General features: G+C 60.1%; 13 protein-coding genes. 6 read left to right on the top strand and 7 right to left on the bottom strand.

Annotated features, from left to right (window positions below; genetic code table 11):
• Positions 1 to 92 precede the first annotated feature (92 nt).
• The 3 genes from ACQ4N7_RS08185 to ACQ4N7_RS08175 all read right to left on the bottom strand — a co-directional run bounded on the left by ACQ4N7_RS08185 (position 93) and on the right by ACQ4N7_RS08175 (position 6,314).
• Positions 93 to 4,082: a hypothetical protein gene (locus ACQ4N7_RS08185; RefSeq protein ID WP_430711123.1), complete on the bottom strand. Its 3,990-nt coding sequence runs from the start codon at positions 4,080 to 4,082 to the stop codon at positions 93 to 95.
• A gap of 85 nt (positions 4,083 to 4,167) precedes the next feature.
• Complete coding sequence (gene hpsN, locus ACQ4N7_RS08180) at positions 4,168 to 5,133, bottom strand: hormogonium polysaccharide biosynthesis glycosyltransferase HpsN (protein ID WP_430711122.1); 966 nt, start codon at positions 5,131 to 5,133, stop codon at positions 4,168 to 4,170.
• 263 nt (positions 5,134 to 5,396) lie between these two features.
• On the bottom strand, positions 5,397 to 6,314 hold the full coding sequence (locus ACQ4N7_RS08175; protein ID WP_430711121.1) for an NAD(+) kinase: 918 nt from the start codon (positions 6,312 to 6,314) through the stop codon (positions 5,397 to 5,399).
• A gap of 294 nt (positions 6,315 to 6,608) precedes the next feature.
• Between ACQ4N7_RS08175 and ACQ4N7_RS08170 the strand changes: the two genes are divergently transcribed.
• The gene (locus ACQ4N7_RS08170) at positions 6,609 to 6,869 is read left to right on the top strand and encodes a DUF3146 family protein (RefSeq protein ID WP_017297340.1); all 261 of its coding nucleotides are present in this window, start codon (positions 6,609 to 6,611) and stop codon (positions 6,867 to 6,869) included.
• Positions 6,870 to 6,891: 22 nt separating this feature from the next.
• On the top strand, positions 6,892 to 7,251 hold the full coding sequence (locus tag ACQ4N7_RS08165; protein ID WP_430711120.1) for a nuclear transport factor 2 family protein: 360 nt from the start codon (positions 6,892 to 6,894) through the stop codon (positions 7,249 to 7,251).
• 41 nt (positions 7,252 to 7,292) lie between these two features.
• Here ACQ4N7_RS08165 and ACQ4N7_RS08160 read toward each other — a convergent pair whose 3' ends face one another.
• Together ACQ4N7_RS08160 and ACQ4N7_RS08155 are read right to left on the bottom strand one after the other, a co-directional pair.
• Positions 7,293 to 8,426 (bottom strand): glycosyltransferase family 4 protein, encoded by a 1,134-nt coding sequence (locus ACQ4N7_RS08160; protein WP_430711119.1) that lies wholly within the window; start codon positions 8,424 to 8,426, stop codon positions 7,293 to 7,295.
• Between the two features lie 93 nt (positions 8,427 to 8,519).
• Complete coding sequence (locus tag ACQ4N7_RS08155; protein WP_430711118.1) at positions 8,520 to 9,674, bottom strand: NAD-dependent epimerase/dehydratase family protein; 1,155 nt, start codon at positions 9,672 to 9,674, stop codon at positions 8,520 to 8,522.
• Between the two features lie 259 nt (positions 9,675 to 9,933).
• On the opposite strand from ACQ4N7_RS08155, the gene ACQ4N7_RS08150 reads away from it, so the two are divergent.
• The 4 genes from ACQ4N7_RS08150 (at position 9,934) to ACQ4N7_RS08135 (ending at position 13,128) form a co-directional block, all read left to right on the top strand.
• Positions 9,934 to 10,422 (top strand): MarR family winged helix-turn-helix transcriptional regulator, encoded by a 489-nt coding sequence (locus tag ACQ4N7_RS08150; protein WP_430711117.1) that lies wholly within the window; start codon positions 9,934 to 9,936, stop codon positions 10,420 to 10,422.
• A 154-nt stretch (positions 10,423 to 10,576) separates the two neighbouring features.
• Positions 10,577 to 11,386 (top strand): ABC transporter ATP-binding protein, encoded by an 810-nt coding sequence (locus ACQ4N7_RS08145; RefSeq protein WP_430711116.1) that lies wholly within the window; start codon positions 10,577 to 10,579, stop codon positions 11,384 to 11,386.
• A complete protein-coding gene (locus tag ACQ4N7_RS08140; RefSeq protein WP_430711115.1) occupies positions 11,343 to 12,179 on the top strand; it encodes an ABC transporter permease in 837 nt (278 codons plus the stop codon). Before ACQ4N7_RS08145 ends, ACQ4N7_RS08140 begins: the two co-directional genes overlap by 44 nt.
• Before the next feature lie 394 nt (positions 12,180 to 12,573).
• Positions 12,574 to 13,128: a hemerythrin HHE cation-binding protein gene (locus ACQ4N7_RS08135; protein WP_430711114.1), complete on the top strand. Its 555-nt coding sequence runs from the start codon at positions 12,574 to 12,576 to the stop codon at positions 13,126 to 13,128.
• Between the two features lie 103 nt (positions 13,129 to 13,231).
• On the opposite strand, the gene ACQ4N7_RS08130 is transcribed toward ACQ4N7_RS08135, so the two are convergent.
• Positions 13,232 to 14,404: an esterase-like activity of phytase family protein gene (locus ACQ4N7_RS08130; RefSeq protein WP_430711113.1), complete on the bottom strand. Its 1,173-nt coding sequence runs from the start codon at positions 14,402 to 14,404 to the stop codon at positions 13,232 to 13,234.
• A 143-nt stretch (positions 14,405 to 14,547) separates the two neighbouring features.
• The gene (locus ACQ4N7_RS08125) at positions 14,548 to 16,461 is read right to left on the bottom strand and encodes an FAD-dependent oxidoreductase (protein ID WP_430711112.1); all 1,914 of its coding nucleotides are present in this window, start codon (positions 16,459 to 16,461) and stop codon (positions 14,548 to 14,550) included.
• Positions 16,462 to 16,745: the final 284 nt, after the last annotated feature.

The following is a 16,745-nucleotide window of genomic DNA, read 5'->3' as shown; positions in this document are numbered from 1 at the left end:
GTCAGATTCTTATAGGGAAGTTCATGCTCAGTGAAAATTTTTGTCTTCTAAGTAAAATTGCGCACGTAAAATCTTTGGATGTGCTGAGAGTACTACTGCCAGCCGTCTAAATCTTGGCCCCAGTTCTGGGTCAGCTGTAGCCACTGATCGCGGCGGCGCTCGACATCGGCGGCAGCCCAGATCAGGGCGATGCCCACCACAATGCCCACTACCCACTTAATAAAAGGAAAGGCCGCATTGAGCAGCACCAGCTGATTGAGGGCGTTGAGGGCAAAAATCACGGTGCCCACGTAGAGCGGGGCACGCATGCGCAGCAGCAGGCCCGCCGCGATCGCCCCTAGCGCCATTGCTCCCACGGGCAGCCCCGCCCACCGTTCAGTGATAAGGGCGGTGAACAGGATCAGCGCCAGGGCGATCGCTCGCAGCCAGTGGCGCTGTTCCTTGCGTTCGGCTAGCGCCAGGGCCGGGTCTACCTGGGCGATATAGAGCAGAGCCAGCCCCAGAGGCAACACCCAGGCCACGCTGTCGTCGATCGAGCGGTTCTCTAGCCAAACCCAGATCGCCGAGGCGGCGCAGAAGACTGACAGGTACGAAATCCGAATTTTGCCGCTGTGCCAGGCGAGCCAGCCGTAGAACCCGGTCAGCACCCACAGGGTGGGAATGTGGCCGAATCCGCCGGTCAGGATCGCGATCGCGAGCGGCACCCCCACCGCCATCACCCGCCAGGGCCGCCTTGGCCAGCCCCAGGTGGGCCAGGGCACCCAGTACACCGGCATCGCTACGGCGCAGGCCACCACGCCCCACCAGCTATCGAGAAAATTTAGGGCAGGAAAGAGCGATCGCCCCAGGGCAAACCAGCCGACCAGTTCTACGAGCCCGGCGTAGACCCAGGTGTGCTGAACCGCGTCAGCCTCACCCAGCCGCCCCTGGCTGAGGGCGTAGAGGAGGAGGGCGGCGGCGATTGCCAGCCCTAGCCATCCCAGCGTTGCCTGACCAAAGCCTGTGCCTAATCCTCCTGCCAGCATCAACACACTGCCGATCAGCCAGTGCAGGTGCGCCGCCCAGATTAGCTCTATTTGGGGAAGCCCGAGGGTGCGATCGAGCTGAGCGGCGGCCAGTCGATAAACCGTCATGATCAGCGCCGCTACCCCGGCCAACACGATCAGAGCGTCAGCGGCGGCACCGCCTGAGCTTTGCAGCAGTTGGTAGATGACTAGCTCATACCACCCGCCCGATAACAGGACAAGGGCAAACCAGCGGCTTAGGGGTGTTTGGCCACGGCGACCCGCTTCCAAAATCAGCAGCGCCGCCACCACTACCAGCCAGCCCGTCCAGGCAGTGATACTGTCGGCGCGCAGGAACTGGGATAGCCCGGCATAGAGCAGCGTCAGGGTTCGTAGCGTGTGAGCTAGGGCCGGGCGAGACCGTCCCACGACTGCGGCCAGGGCTAGGGCGATCGCCCCCAACCCCAGCGTTGGCACCGCCAATGAAACCAGAGTGGGGTAGCGATCGACCATCAGCCCCGCCACCAGTAGCTCTAGCCCCCAGCCCGCCAGGTAAATCGCCAGGGGGCGCAGATTGCCCCAGTAGCGCAAGCCCAGAGCCACCAGGAAGACGGCCAGGACTGCGACTACCAGCGGGCGAGGTTCGCGTAGTTCCAGGTAGTAGAGGGAAACGGCGATGGTGCCCAGGCACAGAACGCCAACAGCGAGAATGTGACCCCAGCGATCGCAGGCTACCCGGTACAGTGCAGGTAAAGGGGGCGGAGCAGCGGCGGCCTCCAATGGCGGTGGTGAGGACTCTGTACTCGCCCCAGATATATTCGCCCCAGATATATTCGCCCCAGATATATTCACCCCAGACAACCGCCAGAATCCCCACAGCACCGCCATCAGCCCCACCGTCACCAGGCCCCAGGCGGCCAGAGAGCGCGGGAACCCATTCACCCAGTCGGCCAGGCTGCTGTAGACCCAGCCCAGGCCAAAAGCCACCGCCAAAAACGCCACCCCAGGCCGTCGGTAGAAGGCGCTATTCACCCCGGTCAGGGCGGTGGCGGTGCCCAGCCCTACCAGCCGAGTCCAGGGCAGGCCTAGGGTGAACGGCAGCGCAATCCCTGTGGTCAGCACGCTGGCCGGATGACGACCAATCAGCGCCAGCACCACCGGAATCACCAGCCCCAGCCAGCTCAGCCCAAAGCCAAAGCCATCGTCAATGAAGTAGCCCCACAGCAGGGCGTAGGTCATCGCTGAGAGCCCCACGCCGTAGAGCCAGGCGCTGCTGCCCCACAGCCCAGGCAGCGCTTTGCTGAGCAGCAGGGCAATCGTGGCCAGTGCGACAATGACCCCCAGCCAGCGATCGAGGGGGAGCGTCGGCCAATAGTTACCGATCGCGACCAGAATGCTCATCAGGGCCAGGCCGTAGGTGACGACAATGCGCCAGCGGGCCAGCGATCGCCGTCGCGTTACCACCAGGGCCGTGAGCGTAGATGCCATCAGGTTGACTACCAACACTGGGCCGCTAATCACGCTGATGGTTGTGAGCAGCGCGTTAGTACCCAGGGCAATACCATCGCTCAAGTGGCTCAGCTTGAGCCTGCCCCGGCGCAAGTACCAATCTCCCAGGGCCACCATACCCACGACGTAGGGAAACAGCGAAATTCCCAGGAGCGCGTCGGGGCTACTGTTGGGGCCAATCCAACTGACCAGGGGAGTCATGATCGACTGGCGAAGAGAGAGGGGAGTTAGGTCCCAACCGACAAAGGCCAGCTGAACGGCGATCGCATAGGCCACCAGCAAATCGCGCCGCTTCCCCAGCTTCCTCAGGGCCTGAATCCGCAGGGCGAGCCCCAGCAAACCCATGCCGAAAGCCTGCAAAAGCCAGTCTGCGATCGCCATCAGCCAGCCCCACCACAGCAGCCCTCGACCAATGGCAATGCCCCAGCGCGAGGTGCGATCGATCGGTGTTTCTGGTGCTGGCGCTGGGCTTGTAGACGCGTCTAGATTGGCGGCTGGCAGAGGTTTTGGCCGCAATCGCCGCTGCCCCAGCCAAACCCAGGTCGCCCCGTAAAGCCCAAAGGCCAGACCAAACTGACCCAACTGGTCTGACGGTAGCGTGGTTAACCCCCGCGCCAGCAGCAGCCCCAGAGCAGCGGTAACAGCGATGGTGGGCCAGCGCAGACCGGGGGATACGCCCCGTCGCCGCTGGTCGTAGACTGTGGCGGCGGCACTGCCCAAGGTGCCAACATAAACTGCCAGAATGGGTACCGAACCCAGCGCCCAGCCGGTGTGCAGGTAGGCCAGGCCAAGAGCGTTGGCCTGCTCCAGAGAAGTGCTGGCTTGCTGGCGCAGCACCTGCAGCGCCGCCAGGGTGAGCAGAATAGCCGCGATTGCCCCCACCATCACGCCTCCGCCCCGCCACACCCCCAGCCCATCCAGCGCCCAAAAATTCAGCGGCACCAGCAGCAGCGTAATCATTTGCAGGGTTTTGGCCGTGAGCTGCAAATTGGGGCGGCGACGACACCACAGACCCACCGCCCAAAACACCAGCGTGTAGGCCAGCAGCACCAGGTATTGACCCACCGCGCCGAAGCGCTCCCACTGGGTAGCCGCCAGCACCGCCGACGACAGCACCACCAAAAACACCCCCAGCCCCAGCAGCCACACCACGCTCAGCTCGCTCATCAGGCGGCTGAGCCACTGCTGAGTCGGAGAGGGGGCGCTGGGCCGGGGTGGAGCCGTCTTTTGAACTCGTTCAGGGCGCGAGGTGGGGCGCGGTTGGCGCGACTGTTGACGGCGCGGCGCTGGGGCAGCGGGAACGAAATCGGTGATTGGGGCCTGCCCCGCAGCAACCGCAGCGGTTTCCTCAAAAGGATTAACCGCATCGGCTAGGGTCGGTGCTGGTGCGACGACCGGGTCTAGCTCGGGCGGCAGCCCACAGCTGAGCTGCGTTTGAGCGATCTCTCGCACCTGTGACTCAGAGATTAGCCCCAGCTGCAGCCAGGTATCTAGCCCGGCCAGCAGCCCTGGCTGATCGGGCAACAGATCCAGCTGTAATCGAATCGTGGGGTCGCGATCGTCAGCCATGGGCTGCCTGCAGAAAAGGTTTTTAGAATTATGAGCGCTGAGAGGGTCAGCCGATTCTTGCCCCTGAGATTCTTAACTTCTGGTTTTACTCTAGATAGGGGTAAATGCGCCCGTGCTGGCCTAGCGTCGTGAGCAGGGTATAAACCGTGTAGAGCCAGCCCAACCCGAAAAATATCCCCCGGCTGAGCACCTTGAGCGGGTGGCCGTCTTTGTTGCAGGGGGGATGCCCCAGCACATGGCAGTCGAACAGACGAGCGTAGAGCCGCAGGTTTTGCCCCAGGGTGAGGTTTTTGAGGGCCAGCAGAAAGTGGTTGTGGTAGAAATTCATCTGGTAGCTGAGCGATCGCGTGCTGATGTCGTGGCAGCCGCCCGTCTCCTCGCCCAGGTGCACCAGGTGGGCCGCTGGGTTGTACCAGATGATGTAGCCGGTAGCGCGAATGTGCAGGCAAAAGTCAGACTCTTCGCGCACTGCACTGCCGTAGAAGCGCTCGTCAAACCGCAGCCCGTGCTGATCAAAGAGTTCGCGCCGAAACGACATATTGCAGCCCCGCGCCGTCAGCACCCGCTGGGGCTGGGTGGTATGTACCAAATCCAGGTGGTACCAGGCAATACCAGGATCCATGGCCTCGGGCGGCAGGTAGTCAATTTCGAGTTCCTTCTGCTCCGCTAGCTTCATGCGGTCAAACACGCGCCCCGCCACCGCCCCCACCTCAGGCCGCTCTACAAAGGTGCGGGCGTGGGCGTAGAGGTAGCCCGGCGGCAGCACCACATCATCGTCGATAAAGAGAACGAGATCGGAATGCGATCGCTCAATCCCCAAATTCCGCGCCGCTGGCAGGCTGGCCCAGGGTACTTGGTACCAGGTAATCTCTTTGGCCTCAGCCCAGGTCTCTAGCTGACGCTGAGTGTCGATCTGGTGGTTCTGGGTCTGGTCTACTACTACTACGCTGTAGGCAGGGTAGTCCTGGGCTAAAACGCTGCGTAGGGTATCGCACAGCACCGCCTCCCGCTGGTACGTGGGGACGATCACAGCAATGGTAGGCCAAGTCATAGCGGTGGGGGCGTAGGGGTTGACAGCAGTATTCCCACTGAGATGAGCTAAGGACAACCTATGGGTGTGGCTGAATTGATGTAGTTCCTTTCGACTTCGCTTAAGACACGGTGATTTCTATTGGCGCTGTTCCTTTCGACTCCGCTCAAGGAACGGGGACTTCGCTCAAGGAACGGTGATTCCTGCTGGTTCCTTTCGACGCTGTTCAGGGAAGGGTGACTCCGCTCAAGGAACGGCTGGGGTTACTTACCGACGGGGAGCGGCTAGGGTAGCTCCACCGACGTCGGCTTGGCAATATGGGGCAGACCCCAGCCCAGTTTCTCCCGCAGCACCTTAAAGAATTCTGGCGGCTGCAGGCGAATAAACCGAGCTGGGTAGGGGGCACGGCAGGCGCTCACCCGGTCTTTGGGCATCACGTAGCAGCCCGCGTTGCCGTCCACAATTAGCACCAGCGGGTCAGGGTTAGCAGAATGGATTGTGACCTGCTCGCGATCGGGAAACACCAGCCCCCGCGACGCCAGTGAGTGCGGACAAATGGGAATCAGCTGCGTAACCGACACCCCAGGGGCAATCACTGGCCCCCCCGCCGAGAGTGAGTAGGCCGTTGACCCCGTGGGCGTAGACACAATAATGCCGTCAGCGGCAATATCGACCGGGGCATGGTAGCCGATCGCCACCTCAAAGTGGCACATGCTGGTCAGCGGCTCGCGGTGCAGCACCATTTCATTCAGGCACAGCGCCTCCCAAACCAGATCAGCGCCATGAAAAAGCTTGACCGCCAGCATCCCTCGCTCTTCGACTTCGTAGTCGCCCGCCAGCACCTGGTCCATCGCCTGGGGCAGCTGGTTCAGGTAAGCTTCGGTCAAAAAGCCCATGTGGCCAGTGTTGACCGTTAGCAGCGGCACCCCGATCGGGGCCAGCTGACGAAAGGCCGACAGCACCGTGCCATCGCCGCCCAGCACCACAGCAAAACTCATATCGGTGTCAAAGTGCGGCGGCACCAGACTGTCGAGCGGGGTATGACATACGGGGCGATCGGGCTGAGAATAGCCCAAAATGCCGCCCATACCGGTGGCTAACCTGACGGTATAGCCCAGGCCAGTCAGCTTTTCCTCCCATTCGAGAGCGGCCTGACAGGCTACAGGCTTAACGTCGTTGTAAATAATGCCAACCTTGGGCACAGGCAGGGTCCAACCTTAAAATCGGGGAAGCTAGGGTAAACAAAACGTGCTCTACACCGCTAAGATGCCGAACACGCCGCTGGGGATCGTCGTTTACCTTCTCCCTAGGCTACCGTTTTTTTGTCTACGGTTAAACAGCCTGGCCTCGAATTGCCCAGTTAACCCTGCACATTTAAGGCCTTAGGTCGTATCGTTGCCCACACTTTTGGGGTTTACCCCGGCCTACGCTACGGTTATCGTACCTGTGAGGGCTGCTGTAGCCCTACCCACTGCCCACTGTTTGCTTTTACCGCTGTGACCCGTCGCCAATCTGAAACCACCGCTTACGTTCGCATTACCCACCAGTCGTGGAGCCAGGGCCGCATCGAAGGGGAAGTGCGGGCCAGCACCTATGAGTGGCAGTTTCAATGGCGCTTTCGCCAGGGTCAGCTCAGGGTAGAGCCATCGCTGGGGCGGGCGCTAATCTGCGAACCGCTCAGCCGCTTTTTAGAACGCTTCGACTACCAGCTCGAGCCCGGCGGCGACTACTCATTTACGATCCGAGCCAAGCTGTAGTGGCTACCAGGAAGGAGGCATGATGCCATACCGCTCTACCGAGGAGGTTTTTCGTGACCATCTGGCCTTGGCCCAGGCGGGTGATGTCGAGACCGATCTAGCCCGCAACTTTGCGCCCGACTGCGTGCTGCTGACCAGCTTCGGCCCCTTCGAGGGCCATGCTGGAGTGCGCGATGCTGCTCAACTTTTGACAGAGCAGTTGGGGCCTGCCACCTATGACTACAAAACGGTGGTCTGGAGCGGCGAGATGGCCTTTCTAGAATGGACGGCCACCACCGATCGCGCCACCGTTCCAGACGGTGCCGACTCGTTTTTGATCCAGGCGGGGCAGATTCGGGCTATGACAATCCACTATTCGGTGTGTCCACCCTCAGCGGCTTGACCACAGGGGAACGGACTATACCCCTGGCTGGCTGAGGTGCGCTAAGCCGCCATGGGCAGCGATCGCTGCGCCAGCACCTGCCGGTAAAACTGCTGTAGCTGACGAGTGGCGGCGGCCCAGCCCCACTGTTCGGCCTCGGCGACGGCGTTGCGGCGCATCATTTCGCGCTCGGCTCTGGCTTCAATTAGGCGGCGGGTAGCGATGATCGCTCCCTCTTCATCCGTTGGATCGAACAAAAAGCCGTTGACCCCGTCGGTGACAATATCGGGAATGCCGCCGGAGTTGGCGGCGACCACCGGACAGCCTGCCGCCATGGCTTCCAGCAGAACCAGGCCCAGGGTTTCAGTGCGGGAGGGGAAGACAAAGGCATCGGCGGAGGCATAGGCCGAGGCCAAATCTTCCCCAGCTAGATAGCCGACGAAGTTGGTGAAGGTGCCCTCAAAGTGGGCCTCTAGCTCGGCACGGTAGGGGCCATCGCCCACCAGCGCCAGGCGCGCCCCAGGAATGGCCTCGAGCACCGGCTTGATGCGGTCAATTTCCTTTTCGGCGGAGAGGCGACCAATGTAGAGTAGCAAGGGCGCTTCGGGGTGGCCCTCGGAGAGGCGATCGCGCATTTCAGCACTGGCCAGCTCGGGGCGAAACAGCTCGGTATCAACCCCGCGCTGCCACACCTCAATATTCTCCACGCCGTGCTCCGATAGCTCGGCCTGCATGGCGGTAGAGGTGACCAGGTTGATCTGGGCCTGGTTGTGCATTGCCTTGATCAGCTCCCACATCAGCCCTTCGAGCATACCGAGGCCGTAGTGCTCCAGGTACTTGGGCAAGTGGGTGTGGTACGAGGCCACCAGCGGCAGGTCTAGGGTCTTGCTATAGTAAATGCCCGCCAGTCCTAAGACTGCCGGGTTGACTACGTGCACTAAATCGGGCTGAAAATCTTCCAGCGCCTCGCCAATTGATGGCCGGGGCAGCGCCAGCTTTAGCTCTGGGTACAGCGGCAGCGGAAACCCAGATACACCGTTGATTTTGGCCCCTCGGTACTCAGTCAAACCACCTTCAGGAGAAAAGACTAAAACCTGATTGCCCTGCCGCTGCAGGTGATCGACCGTGTGCTTGAGACGGGTAACAATGCCGTCAACTTTCGGCAAAAAGGTCTCGGTAAAGAGAGCAATTCGCATAACAAACGAGGGGGCTAAGGAAAATGATTGAACAGGTCAAGACAAACTCGCCAATGGGCCAAGATTACGCCGTGATCTTGGCCCATTGATGCACTAATCGCGCCGCCACTGCACCTTGGGCAGAATCTGATTCTTATCGACGCGATCTTTGTACTTGACCGCGAAGTTGAGCAGGCTGTCGAGCAGCGAGTCAGACAGCAGGTGAGGCTGCAGACCCAGCTCTAGCAGGTTGGTGTTTTTGGCGTTGAAGTAGTGGTCTTCGGCCTCAACCCGAGGGTTATCCATATATTGGATATCGACATCGAGGCCCAGGGTGGTGCCTGCCTTCTTCACCATCATGGCCAGGTCGCCGACGCTAAACATTTCGGTGAACTGGTTGAACACGCGGAAGACACCGGGGTCGCCGGGGTTGGCGATCGCAATTTCCACACAGCGCACGGTATCGCGAATATCCAAAAAGGCGCGGGTTTGACCGCCCTTGCCATAGACCGTCAGGGGGTGACCCACCGCCGCCTGAATACAGAAGCGGTTGAGGGCGGTGCCAAACACGCCGTCGTAGTCGAGGCGGTTGATCAGCAGCTCATCCATGCCGGTTTCTTCGGTCAGTACCCCGTAGACCACGCCCTGGTTGAGGTCGGTGGCGCGCAGGCCCCACACCTTACAGGCGAAGTGAATGTTGTGGGAGTCGTGCACCTTGCTGAGGTGGTAGAACGAGCCGGGCTGCTTGGGGTAGGGCAGGGTGTCTTTGCGACCATTGTGCTCAATGGTGATATAGCCCTCTTCGATGTCGATGTTGGGGGTGCCGTACTCGCCCATGGTGCCCAGCTTGACCAGGTGGCACTCGGGGAAGTGGTCGCGCAGCACGTAGAGCAGGTTGAGGTTGCCCAGCACGTTGTTGGCCTGGGTCAGCACCGCGTGCTCGCGGTCGATCATGGAGAAGGGAGCCGAACGCTGTTCGCCAAAGTGCACGACGGCCTCCGGCTCAAACTCCAGCATCGTCTCTTCTAAAAAGGTGTAGTTGTTGATGTCGCCGACGTAGAGGTCGATGTGCTTGCCGGTGAGGTCTTTCCAGCGCTGCAGGCGGCTTTGGATGGGGGCAATCGGGGTCAGCGTTTCGATTTGAAGCTGAGCGTCCCAGTGACGCCGCACCAAACTATCTAAAATCCCGACTTCGTAGCCGCGATTGGAAAGATACAGGGCAGTTGCCCACCCGCAATAGCCGTCGCCGCCAATTACAAGGACTTTCATATCAATGCTTCAATCTCTTTGCTGATACCAAGACAATCTACCAGGTTTGGAGGACCTGTAAACCACCGAATAAAAGATTGAGGGATCAGAACAATTTTTTTGCAGCAGCCAAATTGAGCCTCAACTTAGGGCTGTTCCCATCGTTTTGTGACGGCCTCAATCGGCCCAGTGAATGGGGCCGTAGCCAACCACAATATAAAAATACTCAGCTAAACTAACTGTTAGCTAAACTAACTATTACTTGAGCGAGCCCCCTGCTGTGGTTACCCAAGCCCTTACGCCTACCCAGTGTGCGGCTGACCTGATGACAACGGTGCCTGCGGTGACTCGGTTTTTGCGGGCGGGTATTCGTCGCTACGGCAAGCCGCACCTGTCGCTTTCGCAGCTGCGGGTGCTGTACTTTTTGCGGCGGCGATCGCAATCTTCTCTGTCAGAGGTGGCTGACTATTTAGATGTCACTCGACCCACCATGTCGGCCATGGTGGAGCGCCTGGTGCAGCGGGGACTGATCGATCGCATCAGCGATCCAAACGAACGGCGGCGCATCATTCTCACCCTTACGCCCGCAGGCGAGGCCGAAATGACGCGGGTCTATGACGCCACCTTGCAAACGGTGGCCGATCGGCTGGCGGACTTGTCTGAGGCGCAGCTTCAGCAGGTGCAGGCGGGGCTGGCGATTTTGAGTGACCTGTTTGATGAGGGGCTGGATGGCAATCGAGCTGAGGCACAAGGCGTTTCAAGAGAATGAGGCCTGTGAGCAAAAGATGCCCGAGAGGATCCCCCCCTGCCCCCTTAACAAGGGGGGTAAATGGGTGAATCTTTTACTGCTGAGAACTGGGGGGATCAAATCTCGCTGTAGCAAAACCTTACTTACTAAGAACTCTCCCGACTAACTACACCAAATGATCGAAATCTACGAACTCACCAAACACTTTGGTCCCAAGCCAGCCCCCAAAATAGCCGTAGACGGCTTCTCCCTCACCGTAGAACCGGGCGAAGTCTTTGGCCTGCTGGGGCCAAACGGCGCGGGCAAGAGCACCTTAATTAAAATGCTCACCACCCTGCTGCCCGCCAGCAGTGGCCGGGCCGCGATCGCCGGGTACGACATTGGCCGCCAGCCCAGTCGGGTGCAGCGCAGCATTGGCTATGTGCCCCAGGCCCTCTCGGTCGATGGCACCCTGACCGGCTACGAAAACCTGCTGATTTTGGCCAAGCTCTACGGCGTGCCCCGCCGCCAGCGGCTCGATCGCATCCACGCCGCCCTGAACTACGTGGGGCTGGAGGCGGTGGCCCATCGTTTGGTTAACACCTACTCCGGCGGCATGATTCGGCGGCTGGAAATGGCCCAGGCCACCCTGCACCGGCCCCCGGTTCTATTTCTCGATGAACCCACCGTGGGGCTAGACCCGGTGGCCCGCAAAGCCATGTGGGACTTGATTTTGCAGCTGCGGCGCGACTACGGCACCACGGTCTTTCTCACCACCCACTTTATGGAAGAGGCCGATGTGCTGTGCGATCGCATCGCCATGCTCTACAACGGCCAGCAGGTGGCGATCGGTACCCCCGCCGCGCTGAAAGCCACCGTACCCCACCCCGAAGCCACCATGGATGACGTATTCATCCACTACACCCGCAACTCGCTCAGTACCGAAACCGAAGGAAGCTACCGTGACACGTCAACCACACGCCGTACCGCTAAACGACTGGGCTAACCGAGGCCGAGTTACCGCCCCGATCGAAGATTTCATGGCCAAAGCCCTGGTGGCCGCCGAGTTAGAAATCCGCAAGCTGCGCCACGACCCGATTCAGCTATTTACCCGCGCGGTGCAGCCGGTGCTGTGGCTGACTATTTTTGGCCAGGTGTTTACCCAGGTGCGGGGTATTCCCACGGGCGGCCTCAGCTACATGGATTTTATGACGCCAGGCATTCTGGCCCAGAGCGTTTTATTTATGTCGATTTTTACCGGCCTGCTGGTGATTTGGGAAAAAGACCTGGGCATTTTGCACAAGCTGATGGTCAGCCCCGCGCCCAAGTCGGCCCTGGTGCTGGGTAAAGCGATCGGGGCCGGGGTGCGCTGTCTATCGCAGCTGCTGATTATCTATGTGGTGGCCGCCCTGATGGGGGTGGGGTTGAACTGGAATCCCGTGGCAATTCTCGGCGTGGCCCTGGTGGTGATGCTGGGGGCGGCGCTGTTTTCGACCTTTTCGCTAATTGTGGCCTGCTGGGCCCAGACCCACGAGCGGGTGATGGGCGTAGGGCAGCTGATGATGATGCCGCTGTTCTTTGCCAGCAACGCCATTTACCCCATTGAGATTATGCCGGGGTGGCTGCAGGTGGTGTCGCGGCTCAACCCGCTGACCTATATGGTCGACGCCCTGCGCCAGCTGATGCTGGTAGAACCGGCGGGCCACTACAGCCTGGGGCTGAGCCTGGGAATTTTGGTGGGAATAGCGGCTGGGCTGATCGCCTTCTGCGGGCGGTTGTATCCTCGATTGGTGCGATAGGGCAGCGCCTGGATAGGGACCACACGCTGGGGCAGTTGCCTCACTGAAAGCTAAGGTTTGGCACCTAAGATAGGGCGGTGGTTCTAGTAGAGCTCACGTCCTGATTGAGGTTGCTTGGCTATGGCATTCAACTTTAGACGAGCTGGAGTGGTACGAGGAGGCTCTGAAGCGGCAGCGCGACGAAAAGGGCAAGCCCTTTTAGAAAATTGTGGAGGTGATCAGGCCTTGCCTGAATGACAACTATAGGGTCAGCCGTAAAAGAATCAGCTGAGTGGCGCAGACGGCTGTCAGATCGAACCTTTCTGAAGAGAGAGGGTGTCCCTGAATTCTCGCGGGATCATGAAGACTGTGAGTTATGACACACTATCAAACTTTCAGTTAGGACATACATCTAATGACTGACGCGACAACCTTATCAACTAAGCTTGCTGACCTGAAGCTTTTTCAAACTGTCTTAATTGACATTGAGCAAAAGCTAATGACGGCTACCGACGATCACACCATTCGTGAGCGTTTGGAAGGAATGCTAAAGAGCGATCGCGCCAACCTCAGCAACATTGAAGAAGCTGGAACCAAACTGGGCTCCGCAGCAGAGCCTCGCGATATTACCCAAAAGCATGCTGAAGCCGTTACCCAAATGATGAACGGTTCTGAGCTATCCCTATACGACAAGTTTTTTCAGCTTGAATTGCTGAAGCACCAGCAGACCATGAATGGTTTGGTGCTGCACAAAGTAGGCCAATCTTTGAACGATGAACTTCAAGATGCCATGGAGCCGCTCAACAAAGTTAACTTTGAAAATCGGGCTCACCAAGAAGTGCTCAAAGGCGTGCTTTACTTTGTTGGCACTCGTGAAATAGCGGGTAAAGAGCCCGATATGGGCCTGTGGGCCAGCGTTGAGCAGGGCATTGCGGCGCTTAAAGGGGCGATCGGTAGCGCTGCTAGTTAGTCAGGTTATCTGCGATCGCTGCCGCTGTAAGCCGTAGCGTAATATCCTCTGGGTAAGTAGGTTGAAGCCATTGCCCAGAGGATATTTTTGCGTAATAAAAGCATTACATCTGCAACCGCAGCAGAATTAGCTGGGTAGCGCGATCGTCCTCCAAATTGTTGTCGCTAACCAACAGTAGGCTCTGGCTGCCGTCGGGCAGGCGTGGCCCCAGGGTCATACCCTCCAGGTTGTCTACTGCCAGGGGCGTGTCGGCAAAGTCGAGCACCAGCTGCTTACGAATGGGCGCGATGCTCGACACATCCCCCGCCAGGCTAGGAATGGTGGAGGTATCGGTGGCACCGCCAGTCGCCAGCTGGTAGAGCTTAACCTGCATACCCCGCAGACCAAAGGCGCGCTCCAGGGCCAAAAAGTGGCCGCTGGGGTCGATCGCAAGCAGGGCGGTGAGCCCATTCACGACGGCCCCAGAGGGTTCTAAGTCGAGGGGATAGCGGTGCTCGGCAATCAGCGTTGACTGGTCGTCGCCAATTAAGTAGTGCAAAAAGCGGCTGTTGAGGGGCTGGCTGGGGTCGTCGTTGTAGTCTTGCACCAGGGCCGACTCGGTGGCGGCAAACAGACGAAAGGGCTCGATCATGCCCGCCCCGCTGGATCCTCCAGCTACCGTCAGCGCTTCCAGGCTGAGGTTGTTTTGCACGCCTCGGGTGGTCTGGTCGGGGTCGTCGGGCAGGTAGCGCTCGGGCAGAGGCAGAGTAGCGATCGCCCGCCCCGTCTGTCGGTCAAATTCGCCAATAAAGGGGGGCGCATTTTGCTCCACATCGCCCTCGCTGCCGATAAAGAGCGAGTCGCGGGGCGATAGGGCCATACCTTCGGGGTCGATGCTGCCCCTGGGGTAGGGGTTGCCAGCGGCATCGAGCAGGGGGGTAACGGCCTCAATGCTAACGCTGTCAAACCGGGGCTGCCCGGTTCCCCGCTGGGCCAGGGTGACGGCCAGGGTGTAAAACCGGGCCGGGCCAAAGCGACCGCGATCGTCGGAGAGGGCGTAGAGCCGGTCGCGGGGGCGATCGTAGACCAGCGCTGATATGCCCCCCACCGTTGTGCCCTCAAACTCTTGGGGCGGCAGGTTGTAGACATCCAGCAGCTCAACGGTGACGGGGACAAATAGCCGATCTTCCGCCTTGATTTGAGGAATGGCGCAGCTAGTCACCAGCAGCAGCAAGCCCAGGGCCAGCGATCGCCGCCACACCACCCGCCACAGCCTCCGGTGCATCCAATCTGCCATCACTCACCCCTCACCTAAATATCTGACCCTGTCCCAGATCAGCACCCTCTAGGATAGGCCAAGGCTGTATTCACAAAACTACCGTTTGAACTCCCTGGGCACTAGATCTAGCCCAGTCAGCGCCAGCGTGGAGAAGCGCAGCCCTACCAGGTAAAGCGCAGGCCCTGCTCAATCAAAAACGCCTGTAGCGCGGGCATCTGCCCCGTCACCACAATCTGCGCCGGGGTCAGGTCGTAGGGTTTGCCGTAGCGCAGCAGCCACCCCGCTGTGCCCCCCGCCGCGCTGCCCACGCTCCACTCGCCGTAGTGCACCCGCGTTACCCCGTTGACAATGTGGCTAACGGCAATGCTTTTGCCCCCGATCAGCACGTTGTCGACCCCCTGGGGGACCAGCGCCTCTAAGGGAATTTGCAGAGGCCGCACCACAAACTCCTTAATGCTGGCCCCCGCCGCCTCGTAGGAGGGCCGCCACGACCTATAGCGGCAGCCGTGAATGTCGATGTCGTAGTGGGCTAGGGCCACGGCGGTAGCCCTGAAGTCGCGCCCGCCGGTCATGTCTTCGCGCAGGTCGGCCTCCACCGCCATAAAGCTGTCCTGACCATAGGCCGGGCGACCTAAAATGCGCCGCCCCTCGCGAATGTAGGGCGCAATGCTAAGGCCCGACTGGGTGCCCAGGGGAGAGGCACTGCCGCTCAAAAATGTCAGCGGCAGTTTGTTCGTCGCTTCGGTTTCGATCAGCCATTCGGCAAACTTCAACGCGTGAATTTCGCCGTAGTTGAGCGACTCTGGCGATAGCCCTCCCAGCCAGTCCTGGCGCTGCCCTGAAAGGCGAATATCCTCTTCGGTAAATACGAGAGGCGGGTCCATAAAGTGCCAGTCATTGCCCTTGTTCCAGTTGATCAGGGTAATTTCGCCGGGGCGAGTCAGGTTGACGTTTCTGTTACCCGATACCTGACTGACAATGCGGCGGTAGTTAAACACGCTGCCAAAGTTGAAGAAGGGAAACCCCTCCAGGTTAAACTCGTTGCGGTGCTCAGCCTTAGTCAGAACGGGGTCTATTTTTTGCAGCGCCCTCAGGCTCTCATTTTTGTCGTCGAGGGTGGCCAGCACAAAGGGGTAGGTGTAGGCCTGAGTACAGTCAGGGTTGTCCTGAGCCGGGGCGTTGACTTCGCCGGTAAAGGCCTGGCCGTCAGACCCCAGCCGGTGGGGAAAGTTAGCCCAGCCCACGAGTTCGCCAGTATCGGTGGCGTCGATCACAATCATGCGGCGATCGGGGGGCGACTGCAGCCGAATCGGAATTTTGTTGTAGGCCTCGTCGTCAGACCAGGCGTACCAGCGCTCTAGCTCCTGAGAGAGCCGCCCGGTCGGCACATAGTCTGGGTTTAAGGGAATGCGGCGCACCCCGTACACCGCCGTCACATAGCGGCCCGAGGCGTCAAAGGCGGCCCCCTTAAAGGCTGTAGAGGTGGCCCAGCGACTTTCGGGCGCGCTCTTGGCGGCCTCACGCAGCCACATCTCTGCGGCGGTCGCTCCAGCCCGGGGGGTAAAGCAAAGCTCTCCGACCCAGCAGCTGTTGGTCTGGTCAACCGACAGCTGAGCGGGCAGCCCCGTCCACGGCGGCAGGTACACAGGCTGACGCTTAATCAGCGCCTTAAACGCTTCCCAGCTGGGCGAAAAGTTGCGCCGCCAGCGCATGGCCCGCGACTCATCGATCGCCGACACGCCCTGGGAACTAATCTGCCCCCCCATCCAGGGGGTGAGCTCAATCAGGCAGGTCGTAACGCCCGCTTTCATGGCCTGGGCTGCAGCGGCAACCCCGCCCAGGGTGCCGCCAATGACGACCACTTCGCAGGTCCAAACCTCTTCAGCCAGGGGCAGGGGGGTGAGGGTAGGGCGACCGTTAGCGGTTTGAATTTGGCGAATGCCGGTGGCGACCTCAGCCCGATTGACAATCTGCCCGACCGGACGCTGCGTGAACTCCAGCGGCTGTCGCCAGTACTCACTTGCCCCTCGAAACGCTACCAGCAGGAGGGTACTGCTGAGCAGAGCCATCGTCATCAACGCTCGTCGACGCGGAGTTCGCCGTCGTCTGCGCCTGGTTCTGGGCGTTAGGGGTAGTGAACGATGGCGGCGGCGCTCCAGCATGGACAAGGGCGGCATACCTACGGCGTTGGTCGTCTGTGAGTGTAGCAACGAAATCGCGAAACGACGCAACCAAAACCCCAGTTTTCAGCGCCCCTGGTAGGACTGGGCCAACGCCAGCCATCCTAGAGAGCAAAGCGTTGGGTATGTGTAGACTTTTTTAGTTCCCGAAGCAGTTTATAGATTTAGGCCATAATAGG

This window comes from Nodosilinea sp. AN01ver1 (genome assembly GCF_050565655.1).
Classification (GTDB): domain Bacteria; phylum Cyanobacteriota; class Cyanobacteriia; order Phormidesmidales; family Phormidesmidaceae; genus Nodosilinea.
Note: the sequence above shows the minus strand (reverse complement) of the source record. Positions and strands in the feature narration are given on the sequence as shown.

Coding starts and splice junctions, on each gene's coding strand:
- ACQ4N7_RS08185 (WP_430711123.1), bottom strand. CDS start 4,082: ATGGCTGACGATCGCGACCCCACGATTCGATTACAGCTGGATCTGTTG.
- hpsN (WP_430711122.1), bottom strand. CDS start 5,133: ATGACTTGGCCTACCATTGCTGTGATCGTCCCCACGTACCAGCGGGAG.
- ACQ4N7_RS08165 (WP_430711120.1), top strand. CDS start 6,892: ATGCCATACCGCTCTACCGAGGAGGTTTTTCGTGACCATCTGGCCTTG.
- ACQ4N7_RS08160 (WP_430711119.1), bottom strand. CDS start 8,426: ATGCGAATTGCTCTCTTTACCGAGACCTTTTTGCCGAAAGTTGACGGC.
- ACQ4N7_RS08155 (WP_430711118.1), bottom strand. CDS start 9,674: ATGAAAGTCCTTGTAATTGGCGGCGACGGCTATTGCGGGTGGGCAACT.
- ACQ4N7_RS08145 (WP_430711116.1), top strand. CDS start 10,577: ATGATCGAAATCTACGAACTCACCAAACACTTTGGTCCCAAGCCAGCC.
- ACQ4N7_RS08135 (WP_430711114.1), top strand. CDS start 12,574: ATGACTGACGCGACAACCTTATCAACTAAGCTTGCTGACCTGAAGCTT.
- ACQ4N7_RS08130 (WP_430711113.1), bottom strand. CDS start 14,404: ATGGCAGATTGGATGCACCGGAGGCTGTGGCGGGTGGTGTGGCGGCGA.
- ACQ4N7_RS08125 (WP_430711112.1), bottom strand. CDS start 16,461: ATGACGATGGCTCTGCTCAGCAGTACCCTCCTGCTGGTAGCGTTTCGA.